16 protein-coding genes are annotated in these 17508 nt (G+C 71.6%); 7 read left to right on the top strand and 9 right to left on the bottom strand.

What is annotated here, in order from left to right:
* Nucleotides 1-62: 62 nt before the first annotated feature.
* From ACIBW6_RS32635 to ACIBW6_RS32595, 9 genes are all read right to left on the bottom strand, one after another.
* On the bottom strand, nt 63-1358 hold the full coding sequence (locus ACIBW6_RS32635) for a DegT/DnrJ/EryC1/StrS family aminotransferase (protein WP_399066105.1): 1296 nt from the start codon (nt 1356-1358) through the stop codon (nt 63-65).
* Nucleotides 1355-1990, bottom strand: a complete 636-nt coding sequence (locus tag ACIBW6_RS32630; protein WP_399066103.1) for an AAA family ATPase — start codon at nt 1988-1990, stop codon at nt 1355-1357. Before ACIBW6_RS32630 ends, ACIBW6_RS32635 begins: the two co-directional genes overlap by 4 nt.
* A complete protein-coding gene (locus ACIBW6_RS32625; protein ID WP_399066101.1) occupies nt 1987-3072 on the bottom strand; it encodes a hypothetical protein in 1086 nt (361 codons plus the stop codon). Before ACIBW6_RS32625 ends, ACIBW6_RS32630 begins: the two co-directional genes overlap by 4 nt.
* A complete protein-coding gene (locus tag ACIBW6_RS32620; RefSeq protein ID WP_399066099.1) occupies nt 3069-4301 on the bottom strand; it encodes a methionine adenosyltransferase in 1233 nt (410 codons plus the stop codon). Before ACIBW6_RS32620 ends, ACIBW6_RS32625 begins: the two co-directional genes overlap by 4 nt.
* Nucleotides 4302-4444: 143 nt before the next feature.
* Nucleotides 4445-6598: a phosphotransferase gene (locus ACIBW6_RS32615; RefSeq protein WP_399066097.1), complete on the bottom strand. Its 2154-nt coding sequence runs from the start codon at nt 6596-6598 to the stop codon at nt 4445-4447.
* On the bottom strand, nt 6595-6840 hold the full coding sequence (locus ACIBW6_RS32610) for a phosphopantetheine-binding protein (RefSeq protein ID WP_399066095.1): 246 nt from the start codon (nt 6838-6840) through the stop codon (nt 6595-6597). Before ACIBW6_RS32610 ends, ACIBW6_RS32615 begins: the two co-directional genes overlap by 4 nt.
* 1 nt (nt 6841) lies before the next feature.
* On the bottom strand, nt 6842-7996 hold the full coding sequence (locus ACIBW6_RS32605) for an inositol-3-phosphate synthase (protein ID WP_399066093.1): 1155 nt from the start codon (nt 7994-7996) through the stop codon (nt 6842-6844).
* Nucleotides 7997-8108: 112 nt separating this feature from the next.
* Entirely contained in the window at nt 8109-8915 is an 807-nt protein-coding gene (locus tag ACIBW6_RS32600; protein WP_399066091.1) for a histidinol-phosphatase, read from the bottom strand.
* A 10-nt stretch (nt 8916-8925) separates the two neighbouring features.
* Entirely contained in the window at nt 8926-9705 is a 780-nt protein-coding gene (locus ACIBW6_RS32595) for an SDR family NAD(P)-dependent oxidoreductase (RefSeq protein WP_399066089.1), read from the bottom strand.
* Between the two features lie 330 nt (nt 9706-10035).
* On the opposite strand from ACIBW6_RS32595, the gene ACIBW6_RS32590 reads away from it, so the two are divergent.
* The 7 genes from ACIBW6_RS32590 (at nt 10036) to ACIBW6_RS32560 (ending at nt 17507) form a co-directional block, all read left to right on the top strand.
* On the top strand, nt 10036-10785 hold the full coding sequence (locus ACIBW6_RS32590) for a class I SAM-dependent methyltransferase (protein ID WP_399066086.1): 750 nt from the start codon (nt 10036-10038) through the stop codon (nt 10783-10785).
* 9 nt (nt 10786-10794) lie between these two features.
* Nucleotides 10795-11748, top strand: coding sequence for an HAD family hydrolase (locus ACIBW6_RS32585; RefSeq protein WP_399066085.1), 954 nt, complete (start codon nt 10795-10797; stop codon nt 11746-11748).
* A gap of 105 nt (nt 11749-11853) precedes the next feature.
* Nucleotides 11854-12375, top strand: coding sequence for an NUDIX hydrolase (locus tag ACIBW6_RS32580; protein ID WP_399066083.1), 522 nt, complete (start codon nt 11854-11856; stop codon nt 12373-12375).
* Between the two features lie 35 nt (nt 12376-12410).
* Complete coding sequence (locus tag ACIBW6_RS32575; RefSeq protein ID WP_399066080.1) at nt 12411-13190, top strand: transketolase; 780 nt, start codon at nt 12411-12413, stop codon at nt 13188-13190.
* Complete coding sequence (locus tag ACIBW6_RS32570) at nt 13187-14956, top strand: transketolase C-terminal domain-containing protein (RefSeq protein ID WP_399066078.1); 1770 nt, start codon at nt 13187-13189, stop codon at nt 14954-14956. Before ACIBW6_RS32575 ends, ACIBW6_RS32570 begins: the two co-directional genes overlap by 4 nt.
* Entirely contained in the window at nt 14953-15807 is an 855-nt protein-coding gene (locus tag ACIBW6_RS32565) for a phytanoyl-CoA dioxygenase family protein (protein WP_399066076.1), read from the top strand. The genes ACIBW6_RS32570 and ACIBW6_RS32565 overlap by 4 nt, the downstream gene beginning before the upstream one ends.
* A 335-nt stretch (nt 15808-16142) precedes the next feature.
* A complete protein-coding gene (locus tag ACIBW6_RS32560) occupies nt 16143-17507 on the top strand; it encodes a condensation domain-containing protein (protein WP_399066074.1) in 1365 nt (454 codons plus the stop codon).
* Nucleotide 17508 lies beyond the last annotated feature (1 nt).

Raw genomic sequence — 17508 nt, 5'->3', positions numbered from 1 at the left:
ATAAGGCGTTGAACCGGACTTACCGCCGACTTTCCGGGGTCATCGGCGGTCGGACCGCGGGCTCAGCGTGACTCGTGGGCACGCAACACGTGTGCCCCCGCGGCGACCTTGGCCAACGCCTGCGCCCAGCGCTCCACGTGGTCGCGGATGTCGGTCGAGTACACCGGCAGCCGCAGGGCGCGCTCCAAGTAGCGCAGCGAGCCCGGGAACTCCTTGGGGTGGTAGTGCCGGTAGCCCCGCCCCGCACCGGCGTGCGGCGTGAAGGTCCCGGAGTGCCAGCCGCGGTCCGTGAAGACGGGCTGGCAGTGCAGGGGCGCCGAACGCGGCCTCGACAGCGGGACCCCTTCCGCGACCGCCGCACGTACGAACAACTCGGCTGACAGGCCGCCGAGTTCCTCGGGGACGTAGAGCGGCTGGTAACTGTAGTAACCGAGCGCGTCCATGTAGGGCGCGCGGGCGGGCGGGCGCAGGCCGGGGATGCCGGTGAGCAGCTGGTCCAGGAGGTCGTAATTGGCCTTCCGGTGGCGCAGGGTCTCGGGGAGTGCGCGCAGGGAGCCCCGGGCCAGGGCGGCGCCGACGGGGTGCATGCGCAGGTTGTGGCCGAACCCGGTGCCCGCGAAGCGGGCGTACTCGTCGCTGGTCACGGCTTGTTCGGCGCGGTCGAGGAAGTGCCCGAGCATCACGGCGCGTTCGTGGACCCGCTGGTCGTCGGTGAGCAGAATGCCGCCCGTTCCGGCGCTCACCGTCTTCTTGGCCTGGAGGCTGAAGGCAGCCGCGTCGCCGTACGAGCCCACGTGCTTGCCGGCGCAGATCGCGCCGTGTGCCTGCGAGCAGTCCTCGACGACGGCGAGCCGGTGCCGGCGTGCGAACGCCGTGAGCGCGGGCATGTCGGCGGGAACGCCGTTGAGGTGGGTGACGACGACGGCCCTGGTGCGGGGGGTCAGGTGCCTTTCCAGGTCGGCCGGGTCGAGGTTCCCGGTCCGCTCGTCCACGTCGGCGAGGACGGGTACGGCGTTGACGGCGAACAGTGGCATCACGGTGGCCAGGAACGTGTAGGTGGGGGCGAGCACCTCGTCGCCGGGTTCGAGACCGATCCCGAAGAACGCGGAGTACAGCGCGGACGTACCGGAGTTGACGGCGAGTGCGTGGCGGGCGCCGACCAGGCGACCGAACTCGGTTTCGAGTTCGCGTACCTGGCCCTCGTCGCCGACGTAGGCGCCCTCGCCGCGGCGCAGCATCGCCGTGACGAGGGCCAGGTCCTCTTCCGTGGGCGGTCTCGGCCGCGGGTCCGGCAGCCTGCTGGTCGTGGGTTCGCCGCCGAGGAGCGCCAGGGTGGTGGTGTGCGGGGGCGGCATCATGGTCTCCTGCCGGGTGGGAGGGGGTCGGCTGCCTCCGGGGTCGGCGGGCCCTTCTCGGTGAGCCGGTCCGGCGGGGGCGCGCCGAGCAGTTCGGTGAGTGCGGCCTTCACCGAGGCGGCGCGCAGGGTGCGCACGTCGCGAGCTGCCAGGCGGGCGAGGAGCGGCCGGTTGACGGCGGCGACGGCACGGTGGCTGCGTACGGTCCACACCAGCAGTCCCACGGCGCTGCCGAGGGTCTCCCGGTTGTCGTTCCACAGGGCCGTGCGGGTGAGCAGACGCCGCAGCGTGCGGCGTGTCACCCGGTACAGGGCGACGCCCAGCGGGACGTCCAGCCAGATGACGGTGTCGGCTCGTGCGGCCAGCACCGGGTGCGCGTCGTGGTACTGCCCGTCGACGATCCACCTCTCCCCTGCCGCGAGCCCGGTCACGACGGCGTGGAACGCGTCGCTGTCTGCCCGATTCCATCCCTGGTGCCAGAAGTGCGCGTCCAGTTCGTGGTGGGGGTGGCCCAGCCGCTCGGCGAGCCGCCGGCCCAGCGTGGTCTTGCCCGCGCCGGGCGGACCCAGCAGCCAGATCCGCCGCGGCACCGGGGCACGTCCGGGCGGGCCCGTGCCCTTGCGGTGGGCCGTCACGCCGTCGTCCCCTTGTCCGCGTACGGGCGTCCGGCCTCCGGGCGCTCCAGGAGGCGGAGCAGCATGTGCTCGCACTCCTGCGTGGTGGCGTCCTCCGTGACGTCGAAGAGGTGTCCGCCGCCGCCGTGCTCGACGACCGGGTTGCCGCCGAGCGTCGACAGCGCGTCCGCGTCCGCGCCCGCGGCCAGCAGCCTCCTGCCCAGCGCCGTCCGGGCGAGGGGCATCGGTGTCCGGTCGTCGGTGAAGTACTTCTGGATGGTGAACATCGCTTCGACGGGACCGGGAGACAGGTGCACGCCGTTGAGCCGGGTGCAGACCTTCCACGTTCTGAACGTGGCGCGGTCCTTGTACAGCATGTGCTTGACCGAGCCGGGACGGGCCTCGGCCGGGTCGGTCGCGCCGATCACCTCGCGGCGCACCAGGTCGGTGGGCCGGTGCGTCGTGCAGGTCAGGAGGGCGACCGCGCCGCCGGGCTGCTGGAAGTGGGCCAGCTGCATGGGGTGGAAGGCGTTGAGGACCACGAACCTCTCGCCGTCGAGCAGGAGTTCCGTCGTGTAGACCCCGGACGCGGCCTTGACGACCGGCAGGTTCCGGGCGAGCACGTCCAGCGCTGCTGCCGTCAGGTCCGGTCGCTGTGCCAGCAGTTGGTGTCCACCGAGGATGCGGGCCGGGACGGCGTCCGGGTGCTCGGCGGTGTCCTGGGCGTACCGCTCGGCGAGCCGGTGCCGGGCGTTGGGCGGCAGGGCGTCGAGGCCCTGGGTGGAGACCCGGTTGAGTACGGCGTAGTGGTGCTCCACCATGCGCCGCGCCGTGATGTCGGCCGCGCCGACGACGCGGGCGGCCCCCAGACGCAGACCGCCGGCAGTCAGCCTGTCCAGTACCCGGCCCAACAGGCCGGCACCGGACACGGCGGCCTCGGCGAGCAGTTCCGGTTTCAGCATCAGCAGGAACTGGCTGCCGTCGTCCGGGTCCGGCGGGGTGTAGGGGCGGACCCAGCCGCTCTCCGCGGCGGCGGGGCCGTCGGCGGTGACGGCGGCGGTCGCGGCGAGGAGGTCGGTGGCGAGCGAAGGATGTGCTGTCACCACATCGTCACCCCGGTGACGATGATCTCGCGGGTCAGCTCGGCGGTGCCGGCCAGCGCGTCGTCCACCGTCTTGCGGACGAGGTCCTCCTCGGCCGGGTCCTGCGAGAGTCCGTGGACCCGGACCACCACCTCGTCGGGCCGGTCGAGCGGGGCCTCCTTGGACGTGAAGATGTGGGTCTCGACCGGCTTGCCGAGCAGGTCGTGCAGCCGGAGGGCGAGCTTCCTGGCCAGCACCCCGTACAGCTTGCCGGTGTGGTCGAGCGGGTTCTTGCCGGCCGGCGCCTCGATGCTCATGGACCGCATCGGTGTGATCAGCCCCGTGACGCGGTTTCCCCGGCCCACCGCGCCGACGTCGCCGGTGTCCGCGACGGAACCCAGGGCGGTGAGGTAGGGCAGCCCGTTGCGGTCCGTGGGGTTGACCGTGAGCGTCGGTGTGCTGCCCACGCTCCGCGTGAGCAGCGCGAGGATCTCGGCCTGGCATGCCTTCTTGCGCTCCAGGTAGTGGGCGAAGGAGGTGATGCGGCCCGCGAGGAAGGGCATGTTCACCACGAAGTTGAACGACTCGCCGCTGCGGCTGCCGAACACCTTGACGTCCCAGCCGGTGTCCGCGTTGCGGTCCTTGAAGTCGGTCCCGTTGATGAACTGCTCCACGTCCAGTACGGCCTGTTCGAGGCGGCTGAAGGGCGCGTAGGCGTGCAGGAGGTTGGTGTCGTTGGACACCAGGCCGGGGTCGCCGATGGTGATCAGGTCGTCGGCGGAGCGCGGGCGGTAACGGGAGTTGCGGCGCCCCGCGCCCTGGTGGTCCACGATCCGGCAGTCGATGACGAGGTGGCGGTCGGCGTCGAAGCCGGTGCTCACCCGGTCGAGGACCTCGGCGGCGGCCTGCCGCAGGATCTCTTCCAGGGGGATGGGCCGGTCGCCGCACCGGTAGGCGCCCTTGCCGGCGAACAGCACGGTGTACGGGTTGGTCAGCTCGCCCCGGCCGTAGTCGAGGTGGGCCTCCCCGCCGAAGATCATCACCTTGTCGAACCAGTGGTGTGCCACCCGGCCGAAGTGGTCGAGGCAGTACTGGGAGTACAGCTGGGAGGCGCGCTCCGCGATGGCGTCGCACATCGTGTCGGGGTGCCCGACGCCCTTGCGCTCCACGAGCTCGTAGGGAAGCTCCTCGATCTGCTGAGCGTGGTCGGCGTAGACCGAGACGCTGTGCGGAGTAGTGGCTGCGGACATGGCTGCTCCTCATTCGGGTGGGCCGGACGGCCCTGTGCGGGGACGGGAACGGATCGGTGCGGGGCGCGGCGGTGGACCGGCTCGACCGTGTGCGGGTGGGGCGCGGAAGGCATGGGGGCCCGTCGCGCAGGAGGCGGGCCGCCTCAGTTCCAGAGGCTTGCCAGGCGCTCGGCTCCCGCGGTCAGGCCGGTGAAGGACTGGGTCAGCTCGAACCCTGGTACCTCGGCGGCAAGGAGCCGCCACACCTCGTCCGTCTCGGCGGGCGAGGGGCGCGGGAAGTGGGGCAGCAGGAAGTCGGCCTGCTTCACCACGCGGACGGGGTGTTCCCGCCGCAGGCGCCGCGCCGTCTGCTCGGGGGTCAGTTCCCGCAGTGCCGTGTCCGCGGCGTCAGGGACGAAGCGGGGGAAGACCAGTGCGGTGAGCGGTGCCGACGGGCGGACCCCGGGGGCGCCCAGCAGGCTCGCGAGTTCGGCGGGCAGCAGCATGACGGGGGCGGTTCTCCCGGCCGGTCCTCCCGGGCCGGGTGGGCGGGCCGGGTGGGCGGAGCCCCTGGGCGGCGCGGCCCCCAGGGCGGTGAAGGTGTCGGACCGTACCGAGACCGACCGGGGCCAGCCGTGCCCGGTCCAGCCGTTCGGGGACCGGGTGACGCTGAGGTCGTCGTTGCCGACGAAGGCGGCGCCGGCGCGCATGGCCGCCATGACGGTGGAGGTCTTCCCCGTGCGCTTGGGCCCGATCACGGCGATGCCGCGGTCGGTCCGGCCGGCGCCCCGCGCGGTCGCCGCCATCCCGGCGTGCAGGAACAACTCCTGGGCCCGTGTGGCCCGTTGCAGACGGAGCAGGATTCTCGCGTACCGGGCGGCGAGGTGGGTGGCGAACCCGATGCCGCAGGCGGGGTCGAGGAGCAGACGGCGGCGCGTGTGGTCCACGGTGAGCGTGGCCGTGGGCTCCGTCGGGGCGGTGATCGTCACGTGTTCGAGTTCGGCCGGGTCCGCCCCCGCCCCTGCCTCGGCCGGGTACCGGATCGACCAGGTGCCGTCCGGCTGGTGGTGCTCGGCCGGCTCCGAGACGGCGACGAAGGGGGCCAGCCGGTCCGCCGCGTCACCCACGAGGCGCGCGGGTCCCGTCAGGTGTACTCGTGCGCCCGGGACGGACAGGTGGACCGCCGTGTGCGCGTCGGCCCGGACCGGACCGGGCACGGCCGTCATGACGTGCCGGCGCCGGATCACCGGGTCCAGCAGGCGGCGCGCGCGCCGGGCTCCGTCGAGGGACCAGTCGACGTACCAGTCGAGGTGCCGGGGGACGGTGTGCGCCATGCGCCGCAGCCGGTCGGGAGTGGGCACGAAGTACAGCTCGAGGAGCGGGGTGAGCACGGCCGCCTCACGGTCTGCCAACGGCTGCCCGCCGGCGATGCCCGCGATCACGGTGGCGGCCCGGTCCGGATCGATGTCCAGGCTGCCACGGGCGATGCGGCCGAGGAAGAGCGCCGCCTTCGCCAGGTCGTACGCACGGGGCCGGAGCTGGACGGCGTCCCAGTCCAGGAGAGCGCGCAGTGTGCCCTCCCGGTCGAAGACCAGGTTGGAGCCGGCCACCTCGCCGTGGGTGAGGACGGCGGGCAGGGTGTCGTATCCGGCGCCGTCCAGCTCGGCGACGGCCCGCTGGTGGACGGCGCGCCAGGCGGCCACGGCGCTCGACCGCCGCTGCGCCGTGAGCACGGGCGCGAGCGCACGGTCGAGCTGGTGCCAGCCCTCCTCGCCTGCGGTGCGCCAGAACGCGGTCTCGTCGCCGGGGCTCGCCGGGGCGTGCCCGAACCCTGTCACCGGCAGCCGGTGCAGGGTGTTCAGCGCCCGTGCGGTCTGCGCGAGGTGACCGGGCGAGTCGGGGGCGAAGGGCTGTCCCTGCCGGTACGGGCGGAGCTGCCACTGCCGGCCGCCCCGGTGCGCCACCGGGGCGCCGTCGCGGGTCGGCACGGACAGCGGGACGGGGAGCCCGGCTTCGGCGGCCAGCTCACCGGCCACCCTCTGGAAGTCGAGCCAGGCGGTGGTGGCGGGCTGGCCGAGCGCCTTGAGGATGACCTCACCGCTGTCGGTACGGAACCGCCAGAGGTCGTTGATGCTTTCGCGGTACAACCGCTCGGCGCGGGAGGCCTCCAGGCCCCAGCCGGCACGCAGGACTGCCGGGCCGGGGTCGTCGGCGGCACAGGGCTGCCAGCCGGCCTTGGCCACCGGGCCGGAGGGGTCGGGCAGCGGCACCGCCGTGGCGGGCACCGCGTCGGAACCTGCCGGGGCCTTGGCGGTCATGCCGGGTCCTTCGCCGTGACGAGGTCGGCGACGGCCCTCACGGAGGAGAAGTTCTCGAACGACAGCTCGTCGTCCTCGAAGGTGATGGCGAAGGCGTCCTCCAGGTTGAGGGTGAGTTCCACGCTGAGGAGCGAGTCGAGTCCGTGGTCGACGAGCGGTTCGTCGTCACCGAACGTCGCCGCGGTCCCCAGGAGCCGCTCCAGTTCGGTGCGGATGATGTCCCGCACGATCTTCCGGTCCATGTCAGGCCGTCCTTACGAGAGAGTGGTCGTCCACCGAAGCGGTGAAGTGCGCAGGTGCGTGGGCGTCGCCGGGCTCGGCCCGCACGGCGGTGACGAAGGCACGGAAGCCAGCGAGTGCCTGTGGCTCGGACATGCCCTCGCGGGGACTCTTGAAGAGGAAGGCGCAGACCGGATCGATCACGCCGGCGAGTCCGCGGTCGGCGGCGGCCTTCGCCACCCGTACGGCGTTGGCGACCACGGCCGCCGCGTTCGGGCTGTCCTCGACCTCAAGCCGCACCTCCATGGCGACGGGCGCGCCGATGATGTTCTCGGCCTCGATGCGCAGGAAACACACCTTGCGGTCACCGAGGTGTTTCACGTAGCCGTTGGGGCCCGCGGCCACGTCGGTCGCGTCGATCCCCGCGTTGGTCAGGGCGCGGCGCTTGGAGACCTGCTTGCTGGCCGACCGCGCGGGGTCCGACAGGTTGAGGAAGTCGGTGTTGCCGCCGACGTTGAGCTGGTAGGTGTCCTTGACCGTGAGTCCGCGGCCGATGAGCAGATCGAGCAGCGCGGTGTGCAGCGTGGTCGCTCCGAGGTGGCTGCGCAGGTCGTCGCCGAGCAGCGGGACGCCGCTGTCCTCGAAGAGGGCGGCGAGGCCGTCGTCGCCCGCGACCGCCTCCGGCGTGGCGTTGACGAACGCCGTGCCGGCCGCGGCGCAGGCCCGCGCATAGGCCCGCACGGCGTCGGTGGCCCCGGTGGGCAGGAAGCACACGAGTACGTCGGCGGCTGTCCTGCGCAGTTCGGCGGTCACGTCCTCGACCGTCGTCGTCTGCGCGGCCGGTGCGACGTCGACGACACCGGCGAGCCGTCCGGCTATGCCGTCCAGCGCCGGTCCGGGACGGACCAGCACGCCGGTGTCGGGCACCTGGACGTGCTGGACGGCCACGGTGGGGCGCTGACGCAGGGCGTCCGCGAGCTCCCGTCCGATCTTGTTCGCGTCCGCCTCGAAAGCCGCGACGAAGGTCAGGTCGGACAGGTGGTATCCCCCGATCCGGTCGTACATCACCCCCGGCTGTTCCTCGTCACCGGTGAGGGCGGAGGCGGCCACCGCCTGGACGAAGCTCGACGCGCACGAGCCGGCTCCGGCGAGCGCGACCCTGATGGTGCGTGTGGTCATCAGACACCTCATGTTCCGTGCGAAAGCAGAGTTCTTGGGGTTCTTCGCTGGTGTTCGGGCCCTTGCCGGCCGTTCACCGGCCGGCCGTCGTGTCCGTCCTCGTGCCGGGTGGTCACAGCGGGACCGCACGGCGTTCCCGGCGCTCGAAGACGTGCCAGTCGCGGTAGCCGAGGGCGCGCAGGCGCCCGCGGACCTCGTGGAACTGGTCCCCGACGCGTTCGGGGTCGTGTGCGTCGGAGCCGAAGGTCAGCGGTATGTCGTGCTCCCGCAGCCGGCCGAGCAGACGGTCGCTCGGATACCAGCCGCCGCACCGCTTGGTGTTTCCCGAGGTGTTGACCTCCACCACGACACCGGATTCGGCGATGGCCTCGACCATGCGGTCCTCGGCCGGTGTCCGGATCTCGTCCAGGCGGGGACAGTTGCCCCGCAGGGCGTCGATGTGGCCGAGGATGTCGAACATGCCCGACCGGGCCGAGGCCGCGACGAGGTCGCAGTACCGCTCCTTCTCCGCGAGCAGATGGTCCTCGGTGGCGCCGGTCCACCGGTCCCGGTGGAAGATGTCCGTGTCGCCCACCACATGCACGGAGCCGATGATGTAGTCGAGTTCGAGGTCCGCGTAGGTGCGCGCGTAGAGCTCCGCGTGTTCCGGGAAGAAGTCCGACTCCACCCCGGTGAGCAGCCGGATGCGGCCGCGGTACTCCTCGCGCAGCCGGGCCGCTTCGGCAAGGTAGGACCCGAACTCCGGCCTGGCCATCGCCACCCACGGCTTGTGGTGGTCGTCCTCTTCGGCGAAGAAGGGCGAGTGGTCGGAGAATCCGAGGGTGTCCAGGCCGGCGGCGAGCGCCGCCTCGACGTAGTCCCTCAGTTCGCCGCGGGCGTGACCGCAGCGGCGGTGGTGGGTGTGCAGATCGAAAATCAAAGCATTCGCCTCACATCGCCGTGTAGCCGGCGTCGACCATCAGGTTCTCGCCGGTGATGTAACTGGCCTCTTCCGAAAGGAGGAAGGCCACGGCGGACGCGATCTCCTCGGGGTCCGCGGTGCGGCCCAGCATGTGCCGGCCACCGATCTCCGGATCCGCGTCCGCCTGGGCCCGGTCCATTCCGAGTTGCTCGCGGTGGAAGCGTTCGTTGTTCTTGTTCCAGACCGTGCCGGGGTTGACCGCGTTCACGCGGATTCGGTCGGGCGCCAGGTCCATCGCCATACAGCGGGTCATGTTGGCCACCGCCGCCTTGGTCGCGTTGTACGTGAGGTACCCGGGCTGCGCGATGTGCCCGGATATCGAGGCGATGTTGACGACCGACCCCGCGCCGCGCTTCCGCATGTACGGGGCGGCGTGCTTCACGCACAGCGCCTGGCCCATGATGTTGACGTCCATGATTCGGCGCCATTCCTCGACGGTGGCCTCCAGGCCGCGCATGATGAACACCGCGGCGCAGTTCACCAGTTGGTCGACGCCACCGAAATGCTCGGCCGCTAGTACCGTCATGCTCCGGACGGATTCCTCGTCGGACACGTCGGTGTGCACGAAAAGGGCGGCGGGCCGGCCCGCGGTCTCGTCGATTTCCTGAGCGGCCGACTTTCCGCATTCCGTATGGGAGTCGGCGATCACCACGTTTCCGCCTTCTTGGACGACCCTGTCGGCCACGGCGCGCCCGATTCCCTGCGCACCGCCGGTGACGATGACGGTCTTTCCCGCGAGCCCTCGCATTCTTCACTCCCAAGTACGGTGCCTGAGCGGCGTGATGGACGGCCCCGGTCCCGGGGCACACGCGGCGGGGCGACTGCCGGACAACACCGCGCTTCTTATGGCGAACAGCCTGTCACAGGGGGTACGGGGCCCAGAAGTGACGAAATCTCGTGACGGCTCGCAGCGCGTTCCGCTCCACATCGCCGACTAGAATCGACGGCACCGCAGATTGCACGCAAGGCGTCCGTTGCGACGTCCTGGCCCCGTCATTCCATCTCGGGGCGGACTGCCCTTCGGCAGAAGGCACGCGGACCGTCACAGCCTTTTCAGCCCACAATGCGAGGGACTTCCATGGAAAAATCCCGGCTGATTCCCGCCCGGCCCGCCGCGGCGTCCGAGCCCGGTGGCCGGCCGACCGGGACGAGCCAGACGGCCCGTGACCACCTGGTGTACCGGGACATCTGGGCCCAGGAGGGGATCCGGCCGCCCTCCGACACGGCGCGCGCGATGATCGACGCGCTGGCCGCCTCGGCGAACGGCCGGCGGCCACACCTGGCGGACCTCGGATGCGGTGCGGGGCGGCACGCCCTGCACGCCGCGCGCCAGGGCCTGCGGGTGACCGCGATCGACCACAGCGCCCATGCCGTCGCCGAGTTGCGGGGCGCGGTGGACGAGGAGCGGCTCGACGGCTGCGACATCATCCAGGGCGACGCGTTCGGCTGGCTGCGCGGGCTTGCGCCCGCGACGCTCGACGCCGTCGTCTGCTTCGACTCGGTCCACCACAGCAGCGCCGATCCCGAGCGCGTCGAGGAGACGGTCGCACTGCTCGCCGACCGGACCCGGGCGGGCGGCTCGGTGCTGGTCACGCTCCTGTGCGACATCACGTACTCCACGGGGGAACGTCCGCCGGGCCGGTTGCTCATCGGGGAGCAGGACGGCGCCGCCCTGCTGGACCGCGCGCTCGGCGGTCACCACCTGCTCACCGACCGGCGCAAGCCGGTGCGCGTGGCCCGGACCACGAGCATCTCGCCGTCGACGGGACGGCCGGTGCCCGCCAGTTACGCGGCGACGCGCGTCCTGCGCCAGTACCGGATCGGCTGAGCCTTCGCCATGGCCGTCGCAGCAGCCGGATCTCTGCCCGCCGTCCGTTACGCGGCGTTCGATCTCGACGGGACGCTGCTCGACCCGCGTGGCCGGTTACGGCCGGGCCTGGCCGACCGTCTCGCCGAACTCGCCGCGAGCGGCCTGGCGCCGCTGGTGGTCAGCGGCCGGGCCGTCCGTTCCTTCCGCGAGCTCGCGCTGGCCGGCCTGCCGTCGTCCGTACTGGCGGACGAGGTGCTGCTGGGAGACGGCGCCGTGGTGTTGCGGCGGTCGACCGGTCGCGTCACGGCGTTGCGGTGGCTGCCGGCCGACGTCCTGCGCACCCTGGCAGACGGCGGCGCACGGGACTTCGTGGCCGAGGCGGGCGGAGAGCTCGTCGCCTCGTCACGGCGTGCGGCCCTGCTGTACGCGCGCATGTACGCGTTGAGCCGCTCCGTCGTCACGGTGGACTCCCACCCCTCCCCCGCTCGCGGCCAGTTGACGGCCGTCACGGCGTTCGACGCGTCCGAGGATCTCGCCCGGCGGTGCGGGGCGCGGCACGACACCGATCGCGTCGGCCCGCTCGGCGCGTTGCAGATCCGTCCGCGGGGGACGTGCAAGGCGTCCGGGCTCGCGGCCCATCTCGCGCGCCGGGCGGAGCGGCCGGTCCTGGACGCGGTGACCGCCTTCGGTGACGCGTTCAACGACGCCTGTCTGCTGGCCGCTTGTCGTCTGGGGGTGGCAGTACAGGGGGCGGACGAGGTCTGCGCCCGCTGCGCCCACGTCAGCCTCGACCGGCCCCTCGCCGACTTCTTGTCGGGTTTCGGACCGGAACGGGCGGCCCGCCTGTCGCGGGCCGCCGTCCCCCCTGGTACGGCCCGTCGAGGGCGCGGCGGAGCCACGCCCTGCTCGGGGGCCCACCGCAGGCCGGGGCCGAAGAGCGCGCTCCCGCCGTCTCAGGACGGACGACCTGACCGTCGCTGAGGACGATGTCCCTCGTTTCCGGGACATGGCCCGCGGGACGAGGCCGTCAGGGACGGGATCGTCAGGTACGAGACCGTCAGGTTCGTGAAGGAAAGGAACTCGAGAATGCACGAGACAACGGCGCAGGAAGCACACGCGGAGCCCGCGGAGGCGGACCTCGTCCTGCGGCCCACGGTGCGGGTGCTCCTGCTCGACGAGGCCGACCGTCTGCTCCTCTTCTCCAGCCGGGACGAGAGCGACGGGCACACGTTCTGGTACCCGGTCGGGGGCGGCGTGGAGCAGGGCGAGAGCTATGAGGAGGCCGGTGCGCGAGAGGTCGCGGAGGAGACCGGGCTGACCGGGCTCGTCCTCGGGACGGAGGTGTGGCGGCGCCGCAAGACCGGAGCGATGGGGGGCGTCGCCTACCTCTTCCACGAGCGCTACTACCTGGCCCGCGTCCCCGCCTTCGACATCAGCACCGCCGGCTTCACGGAGAACGAGCGCTCCTCCATCGTCGGTCACCGCTGGTGGTCTCTGGCGGAACTCGCCGCGACGGCCGACCGGCTGGTCCCCGACGACCTCCACCCGAGACTCGTCGACCTGCTCACCGACGGCGCGCCCGCCGAGCCGATCGACCTGGCCCCCTGACCGATCCGACCCCGAACCGTACAGAAAGGAATGGTGTGATCACTCCACAGGACATCCGGCGCTCGATGATCAAGATGGTCGCGCGGGCCGAAAGCGCGCACATCGGCGGGAACCTCTCGGCGGTGGAGATCGTGCACACGCTCTACTCGAAGGTGCTCGACGTCGACCCCGCCCGGCCCGACTGGGCGGACCGGGACCGGTTCGTGTGCAAGGGCACCGCGTCGGCGGTGCTCTACACCGTCCTCGCCGACCGCGGGTTCTTCCCCGCCGAGCGGCTGTCCGCCTACAAGGCCGACGGCGGCCTGTTCCCGGTCACGGAACGCTCGGAACTGCTGCCGGGCGTCGAGGCCTCCACCACGTCCATGGGGCGCAGCCTGTCCCTGGGGATCGGCATGGCGCTGGCGGCGCAGTCGAGGGAGCGGCCGTACCAGGTGTACGTCCTGGCCGGTGACGGCGAGTGCCAGGAGGGCCAGGTGTGGGAGGCGGCGACGCTGGCCCCCGCGCTGGGGCTGGACAACCTCACGCTCATCGTCGACCACAACGGCTTCCAGGCGTTCTCGTCGTCCGACGCGCTGATGCCCCGCTCCGGCACGGGCAAGCGGTTCGCGGCCTTCGGCTGGGACGTCCACGACGTGGACGGACACGACGGCGACGCGCTCGCCGAGGTGCTGCTGCGGCCCAGGCAGGGCCCTCGCTGCGTGGTCGCTCACACGGTCAAGGGGAAAGGACTGACGTTCATGGAGAACGACGTGACCTGGCACGGTCGCAGGATCACCAGACCCGAACTCGCGCAAGCCCTGCGGGAGTTGCGATGAGCGCCCCGGCGGTGCCCGCGGCCCGCACCACGACGGTGGAGGAGGAGGGGGTCAGCGCACTCTTCGGGCGTTTCCTCACCGACCGGGCCGCGGTCGATAAGGACCTCTACTACATCACCGCGGACAGCATGTCCGAGTCGGACCCCTTCCCCCGGCGGTTTCCGGACCGTTTCGTCAACGTGGGGATGGCCGAGCAGAACGCCGTGTCCATCGGCTCCGGGCTCGCCCAGTCCGGCAAGAACGTCTACCTGTCCAACATCAGCACCTTTCTGCTGTACAGGCCGTTCGACCAGATCCGGCTGGACGCGGCCCACGCGAACGCGCGGATGCGGCTGATCGGCACCAGCGCCGGCTTCAGCCGGGCGATGTACGGCAACGCCCACATCTCCGTCGAGGACGTCGCCGTCCTGCGCGCCCTGCCGAACATGACCGTGGTCGCGCCGGGTGACCGCACCGAACTCCTCGACCTGCTGGCCGAGGTCGACCGGTTGCCGGGGCCCGCCTACATCCGCCTGCCGACGGAGAGCACGGTGCTGCCGGTCCTGCATCCGCAGGGCACCCGCATCCGGCTGGGCCGCTCCGCGGTGCTGCGTGAGGGCGACCTCGGCACCCTCATCGCCACCGGCCACGTGCTGGAACAGGCGGTCGCCTGGGTCGACGAGTGGCGCCGCAAGGGCTTCGCCGTGCGGCTGGTCAGCATGCCCTCCATCAAGCCGCTGGACACGGCCCGGGTGGCCGAACTCGTCGCGGAGGGACGCCCCGTCGCCACGTTCGAGGAGCACTCGGTCATCGGCGGCCTGGGCAGCGCCGTCGCCGAGACGGTCGCGGAGGCGGGCGGGGGTGTGCCCTTCCGCCGCATCGGGCTGCCCGACCGCTACCCCGGCAGGCCCGGGAGCGCGGAGTACCTCAAGAAGATCCTGGACGTCCCCGGTTCCGAGCAGGTGCTGGCCTGGTTCCTGTCCGCGCCGGGCGCACGGCGGCCGAGCCCCGTGCCGGCCGCCGCTCTGGTCGACAATCTGTACTACGACGGGGCGGTGTACGACCAGCGCTACGCCGACTACGCCGATGACGTGCCGTTCTGGCGCGATCTGGCCCGCAGGCACGGCCCCGACGTCCTCGAACTGGCCGCCGGTACCGGCCGGATCAGTGTCCCGCTGGCAAAGGACGGACACGACGTCACGGGCATCGACGTCGCCCCCGCCATGCTGCGCGAGGCCGAGCACAAGCGGCCCCCCGGGCTGCGCCTGAAGCTGCGCGAGGCCGACATGCGCGACTTCGACCTGGGCCGGCGTTTCGGGCTGGTCCTGCTGCCGTGCAGCTCGGTCAGTCACCTGCTGAACGACGGCGATCTCGCCGCGTGTCTGGCGCGGGTGCGCGAACACCTCACCGACGACGGCGTCTTCGCCCTCGACCTGGTGAACCCCGCGGTCGCCCTGACGACCGAGGCGGACGGCCGATGGCGCCCCGCCTACCAGTACCACGACCCGCGCGACGGCCGGACCGTCGCGGTGCGCCGGGCCCGGCACTACGACCCGGTCAGCCAGGTCCTGGTGGACGAGATGGAGTACCGCCAGGACGGCGTCGAGAACGTCGAGCGAGTGACCAGGCACAGCCGGATGCTCACCCTGGAGCAGGCCGAACGGGTGCTGACCGAGGGCGGGTTCACGGTGAGGCGACGCTACGGCGGATTCGCCGGTGAGCCGTGCACCGCCACCTCGCGGCACCTGGTTCTCGTGTGCACGATGGACAAGGAGCAGAGCCGATGACCCGTACACAGGCGGACGCCTTCCGACGGGACGGATTCGTCCGCGTCCCCGGCCTGTTCTCCCCCGCCGAGGTGGCGCCGGCCCTGTCCGCCCTGGAGGAGCTGCGGGCCACCGTCCTGGCCGGGCCCGAGAAGCACGCCGTGCGCTACAGCTCGCGCCCGCCCGGCCCGATCGACGTGTGGGGCGTCAGCAACATCATGACGCCCGAGCTGTACGACGAGAGGCTCGCGGAGGTTCTCGCCCATCCGGGCCTGCTGGGCTTCGTACAGGAGGTGCTCGGACCGCGCCTGCGGTTCTGGACGGCGCACGCGCTGTGGTCGCCCCAGACGGTGGACTACGAGCTGTGCTGGCACAAGGACAACGAGGAGCACGAGCACTACGAGGCGTCGGGCCGGCCCACCCATGTCCAGTTCAACGTCTGCCTCACCGCGGACGACGCCTTCCGGGTGGTGCCCGGCTCGCACCGCAGGCCGCTCACGGACGCCGAACGGGCGGAGATCGGCCGCCTGGGCAGCGGAGAGCTGCCGGGCGAGGTGCGAGTGCCGTGCGAAGCGGGCGACGTCCTCTTCTTCAACCACCACGCGGTACACCGGGGTTCCTGCGAGAACGGCGGCCCGCGCCGGACGCTCCACATGAACCTCCAGGCAGCGGACGAGCCCGTGGGCGGCCAGACCTCGTGGAAGTTCATGCGCGAGCCCGGCTATCTCGAAACGGTCCATCCCACGCTGCGTGAAATGATGCGCCGCACCATCGAATGGGACGACGCGCACCCCATCTCCCGGGCCGAGGCAATGCGTCGCCTGCGGTCCAAGCGGGACATTCTCGCGCGCGACGCGAAAGTCACTCGATGAGTCACGCATTCCGGGCCGCGTGTCACGAACTCGCGTGACTGCAAGGCCCGGACGCCGCGCTGATATTTTCTTCATGCGCCCCGGAATTACCGATCGGGGATTCCTTCACAACAAAGGAGTAGGCATATGGAGAACGTTTCCTTCGAGACCGTCGAAATCGATGCTCTCACGGACGAGGAGCTCGACGAGATCGTCGGCGGCACGGCGCCCGTCATCGCCGCCGGGTGCATCTGAGCTCGCTGAGCAGACCCGTTGAGTGAGCACGGTGGCCGGGGAGGGCGCGGCGCGCCCGCCCCGGCCGCCGTCGCCCGGGACACGTACGGAAAGGCAGCCCAGTGACCCAGCAGCGAACCGGCGGCGTGTCGGAGCTCTCCTACGCGCAGGAACACGAGTACGGGCGGCTGCGGGAGACGCAGCAGCCCACGAAGGTCGTTCAGCTCGCCGAGCAGATCGAGGGCCCACTGGACGTGCCGGCCCTGCATCGCGCCCTGTCGGCGCTGGTGACCATGCATGAGGCGCTGCGGCTGCGCGTGGGCACGACGCCCGACGGCCGGCCCGTGCAGTGGCTCGCCGACCCGCCCCCGCCCGATGCTCTGCTCGACGCCCGCCGGATCAAGGCCCGCTCACCGGAGCAGTTCGCGACGTACCTGGCCGGAGCCCGCGCCCGGGCGCTCGCGGAGCCCTTCGACCTGAGGAGCCGGCCTCCCTTCCGCTTCCGTCTCTTCCGCTACTCCGAGCAGCTGCACGCGCTCACCGTCGATCTGCCGACGCTCACCGCCGATCTCGCCAGCCGCTCCCTCGTCCGCGCCCGGCTGTGGGAGGCGTACGGCGCCGCGCTGGCGGACCAGGAGTACGCGAGCGACGGTGAGGGGGACGGGCTGCTCGCCGCGATCAGCCGGGCCCGCGAGAAACACGACCGGCGTTCCGCCACGGTCGAGCACCGCTACTGGTCCCGCAAATTCGAGGCCATGGCCGCGCTGTCGGACGAGCCGGAGAACGCCGCGAGCGGAGCCGACGCCCCCTCCGAGGCCCCGGCACCTGCGGCGATCACGCGTTTCTCCTTCGTTCCGGGCCCGGCCGTCGCATCCCTGCGGCGGAACTGCCGGGAGGCCAAAGTGACGCTCTTCCAGTTCGCGCTCGCCCATTTCGCCCGCATCTATTTCCTGCACACGACGCGGCCCGGTCTCGCGATGACACTTCCGCTGGACTCGCGGAGCACCGGTGAACGGACCGTCGTGGGCAAATTCTCCCGGGGCCTGCCGATTCTCGTCGAACACTCCGCCGATTTCACGACGCTGCTGCGCCGGATCGGCTCCGAACTGATGCAGACGATGCGTCATCAGCACATCGCGTACGCCGACCTGTGCCGGGCGCGCAAGGCGCCGGGCCGGGCGGACGGCGACGAACTGCGCGGCGCCATCGTCCGCTACACCCTGCACTCGGAGCGTTTCGTGGAGGCCGGTCCCGGCGGCCTGCGTGTCACGCACAACGCGTTCGCCCCGCAGGTCAACTACACCTGCGACGGCATCAGTTTCATCGTCAACGAATACAACCAGAGTGTGACGTTCGTCCTCTGTTTCGACCCCCGTGCGTTCTCGGTGGCGCAGGCGGACCGCTTCACGGCGGACCTGAACGCGGCGCTCGGCGCCGTCGCCCGCTCCGCGTCACCGTGGGCCGTCTTCCCGGGAGACCCCTCGTGAC

It is taken from the genome of Streptomyces sp. NPDC049813, from assembly GCF_044465085.1.
Classification (GTDB): Bacteria; Actinomycetota; Actinomycetes; order Streptomycetales; family Streptomycetaceae; genus Streptomyces.
This window is presented reverse-complemented; position numbering and strand designations above follow the sequence as displayed.

Coding starts and splice junctions, on each gene's coding strand:
- ACIBW6_RS32635 (WP_399066105.1), bottom strand. CDS start 1,358: ATGATGCCGCCCCCGCACACCACCACCCTGGCGCTCCTCGGCGGCGAA.
- ACIBW6_RS32620 (WP_399066099.1), bottom strand. CDS start 4,301: ATGTCCGCAGCCACTACTCCGCACAGCGTCTCGGTCTACGCCGACCAC.
- ACIBW6_RS32615 (WP_399066097.1), bottom strand. CDS start 6,598: ATGACCGCCAAGGCCCCGGCAGGTTCCGACGCGGTGCCCGCCACGGCG.
- ACIBW6_RS32610 (WP_399066095.1), bottom strand. CDS start 6,840: ATGGACCGGAAGATCGTGCGGGACATCATCCGCACCGAACTGGAGCGG.
- ACIBW6_RS32605 (WP_399066093.1), bottom strand. CDS start 7,996: ATGACCACACGCACCATCAGGGTCGCGCTCGCCGGAGCCGGCTCGTGC.
- ACIBW6_RS32595 (WP_399066089.1), bottom strand. CDS start 9,705: ATGCGAGGGCTCGCGGGAAAGACCGTCATCGTCACCGGCGGTGCGCAG.
- ACIBW6_RS32590 (WP_399066086.1), top strand. CDS start 10,036: ATGGAAAAATCCCGGCTGATTCCCGCCCGGCCCGCCGCGGCGTCCGAG.
- ACIBW6_RS32585 (WP_399066085.1), top strand. CDS start 10,795: ATGGCCGTCGCAGCAGCCGGATCTCTGCCCGCCGTCCGTTACGCGGCG.
- ACIBW6_RS32580 (WP_399066083.1), top strand. CDS start 11,854: ATGCACGAGACAACGGCGCAGGAAGCACACGCGGAGCCCGCGGAGGCG.
- ACIBW6_RS32570 (WP_399066078.1), top strand. CDS start 13,187: ATGAGCGCCCCGGCGGTGCCCGCGGCCCGCACCACGACGGTGGAGGAG.
- ACIBW6_RS32565 (WP_399066076.1), top strand. CDS start 14,953: ATGACCCGTACACAGGCGGACGCCTTCCGACGGGACGGATTCGTCCGC.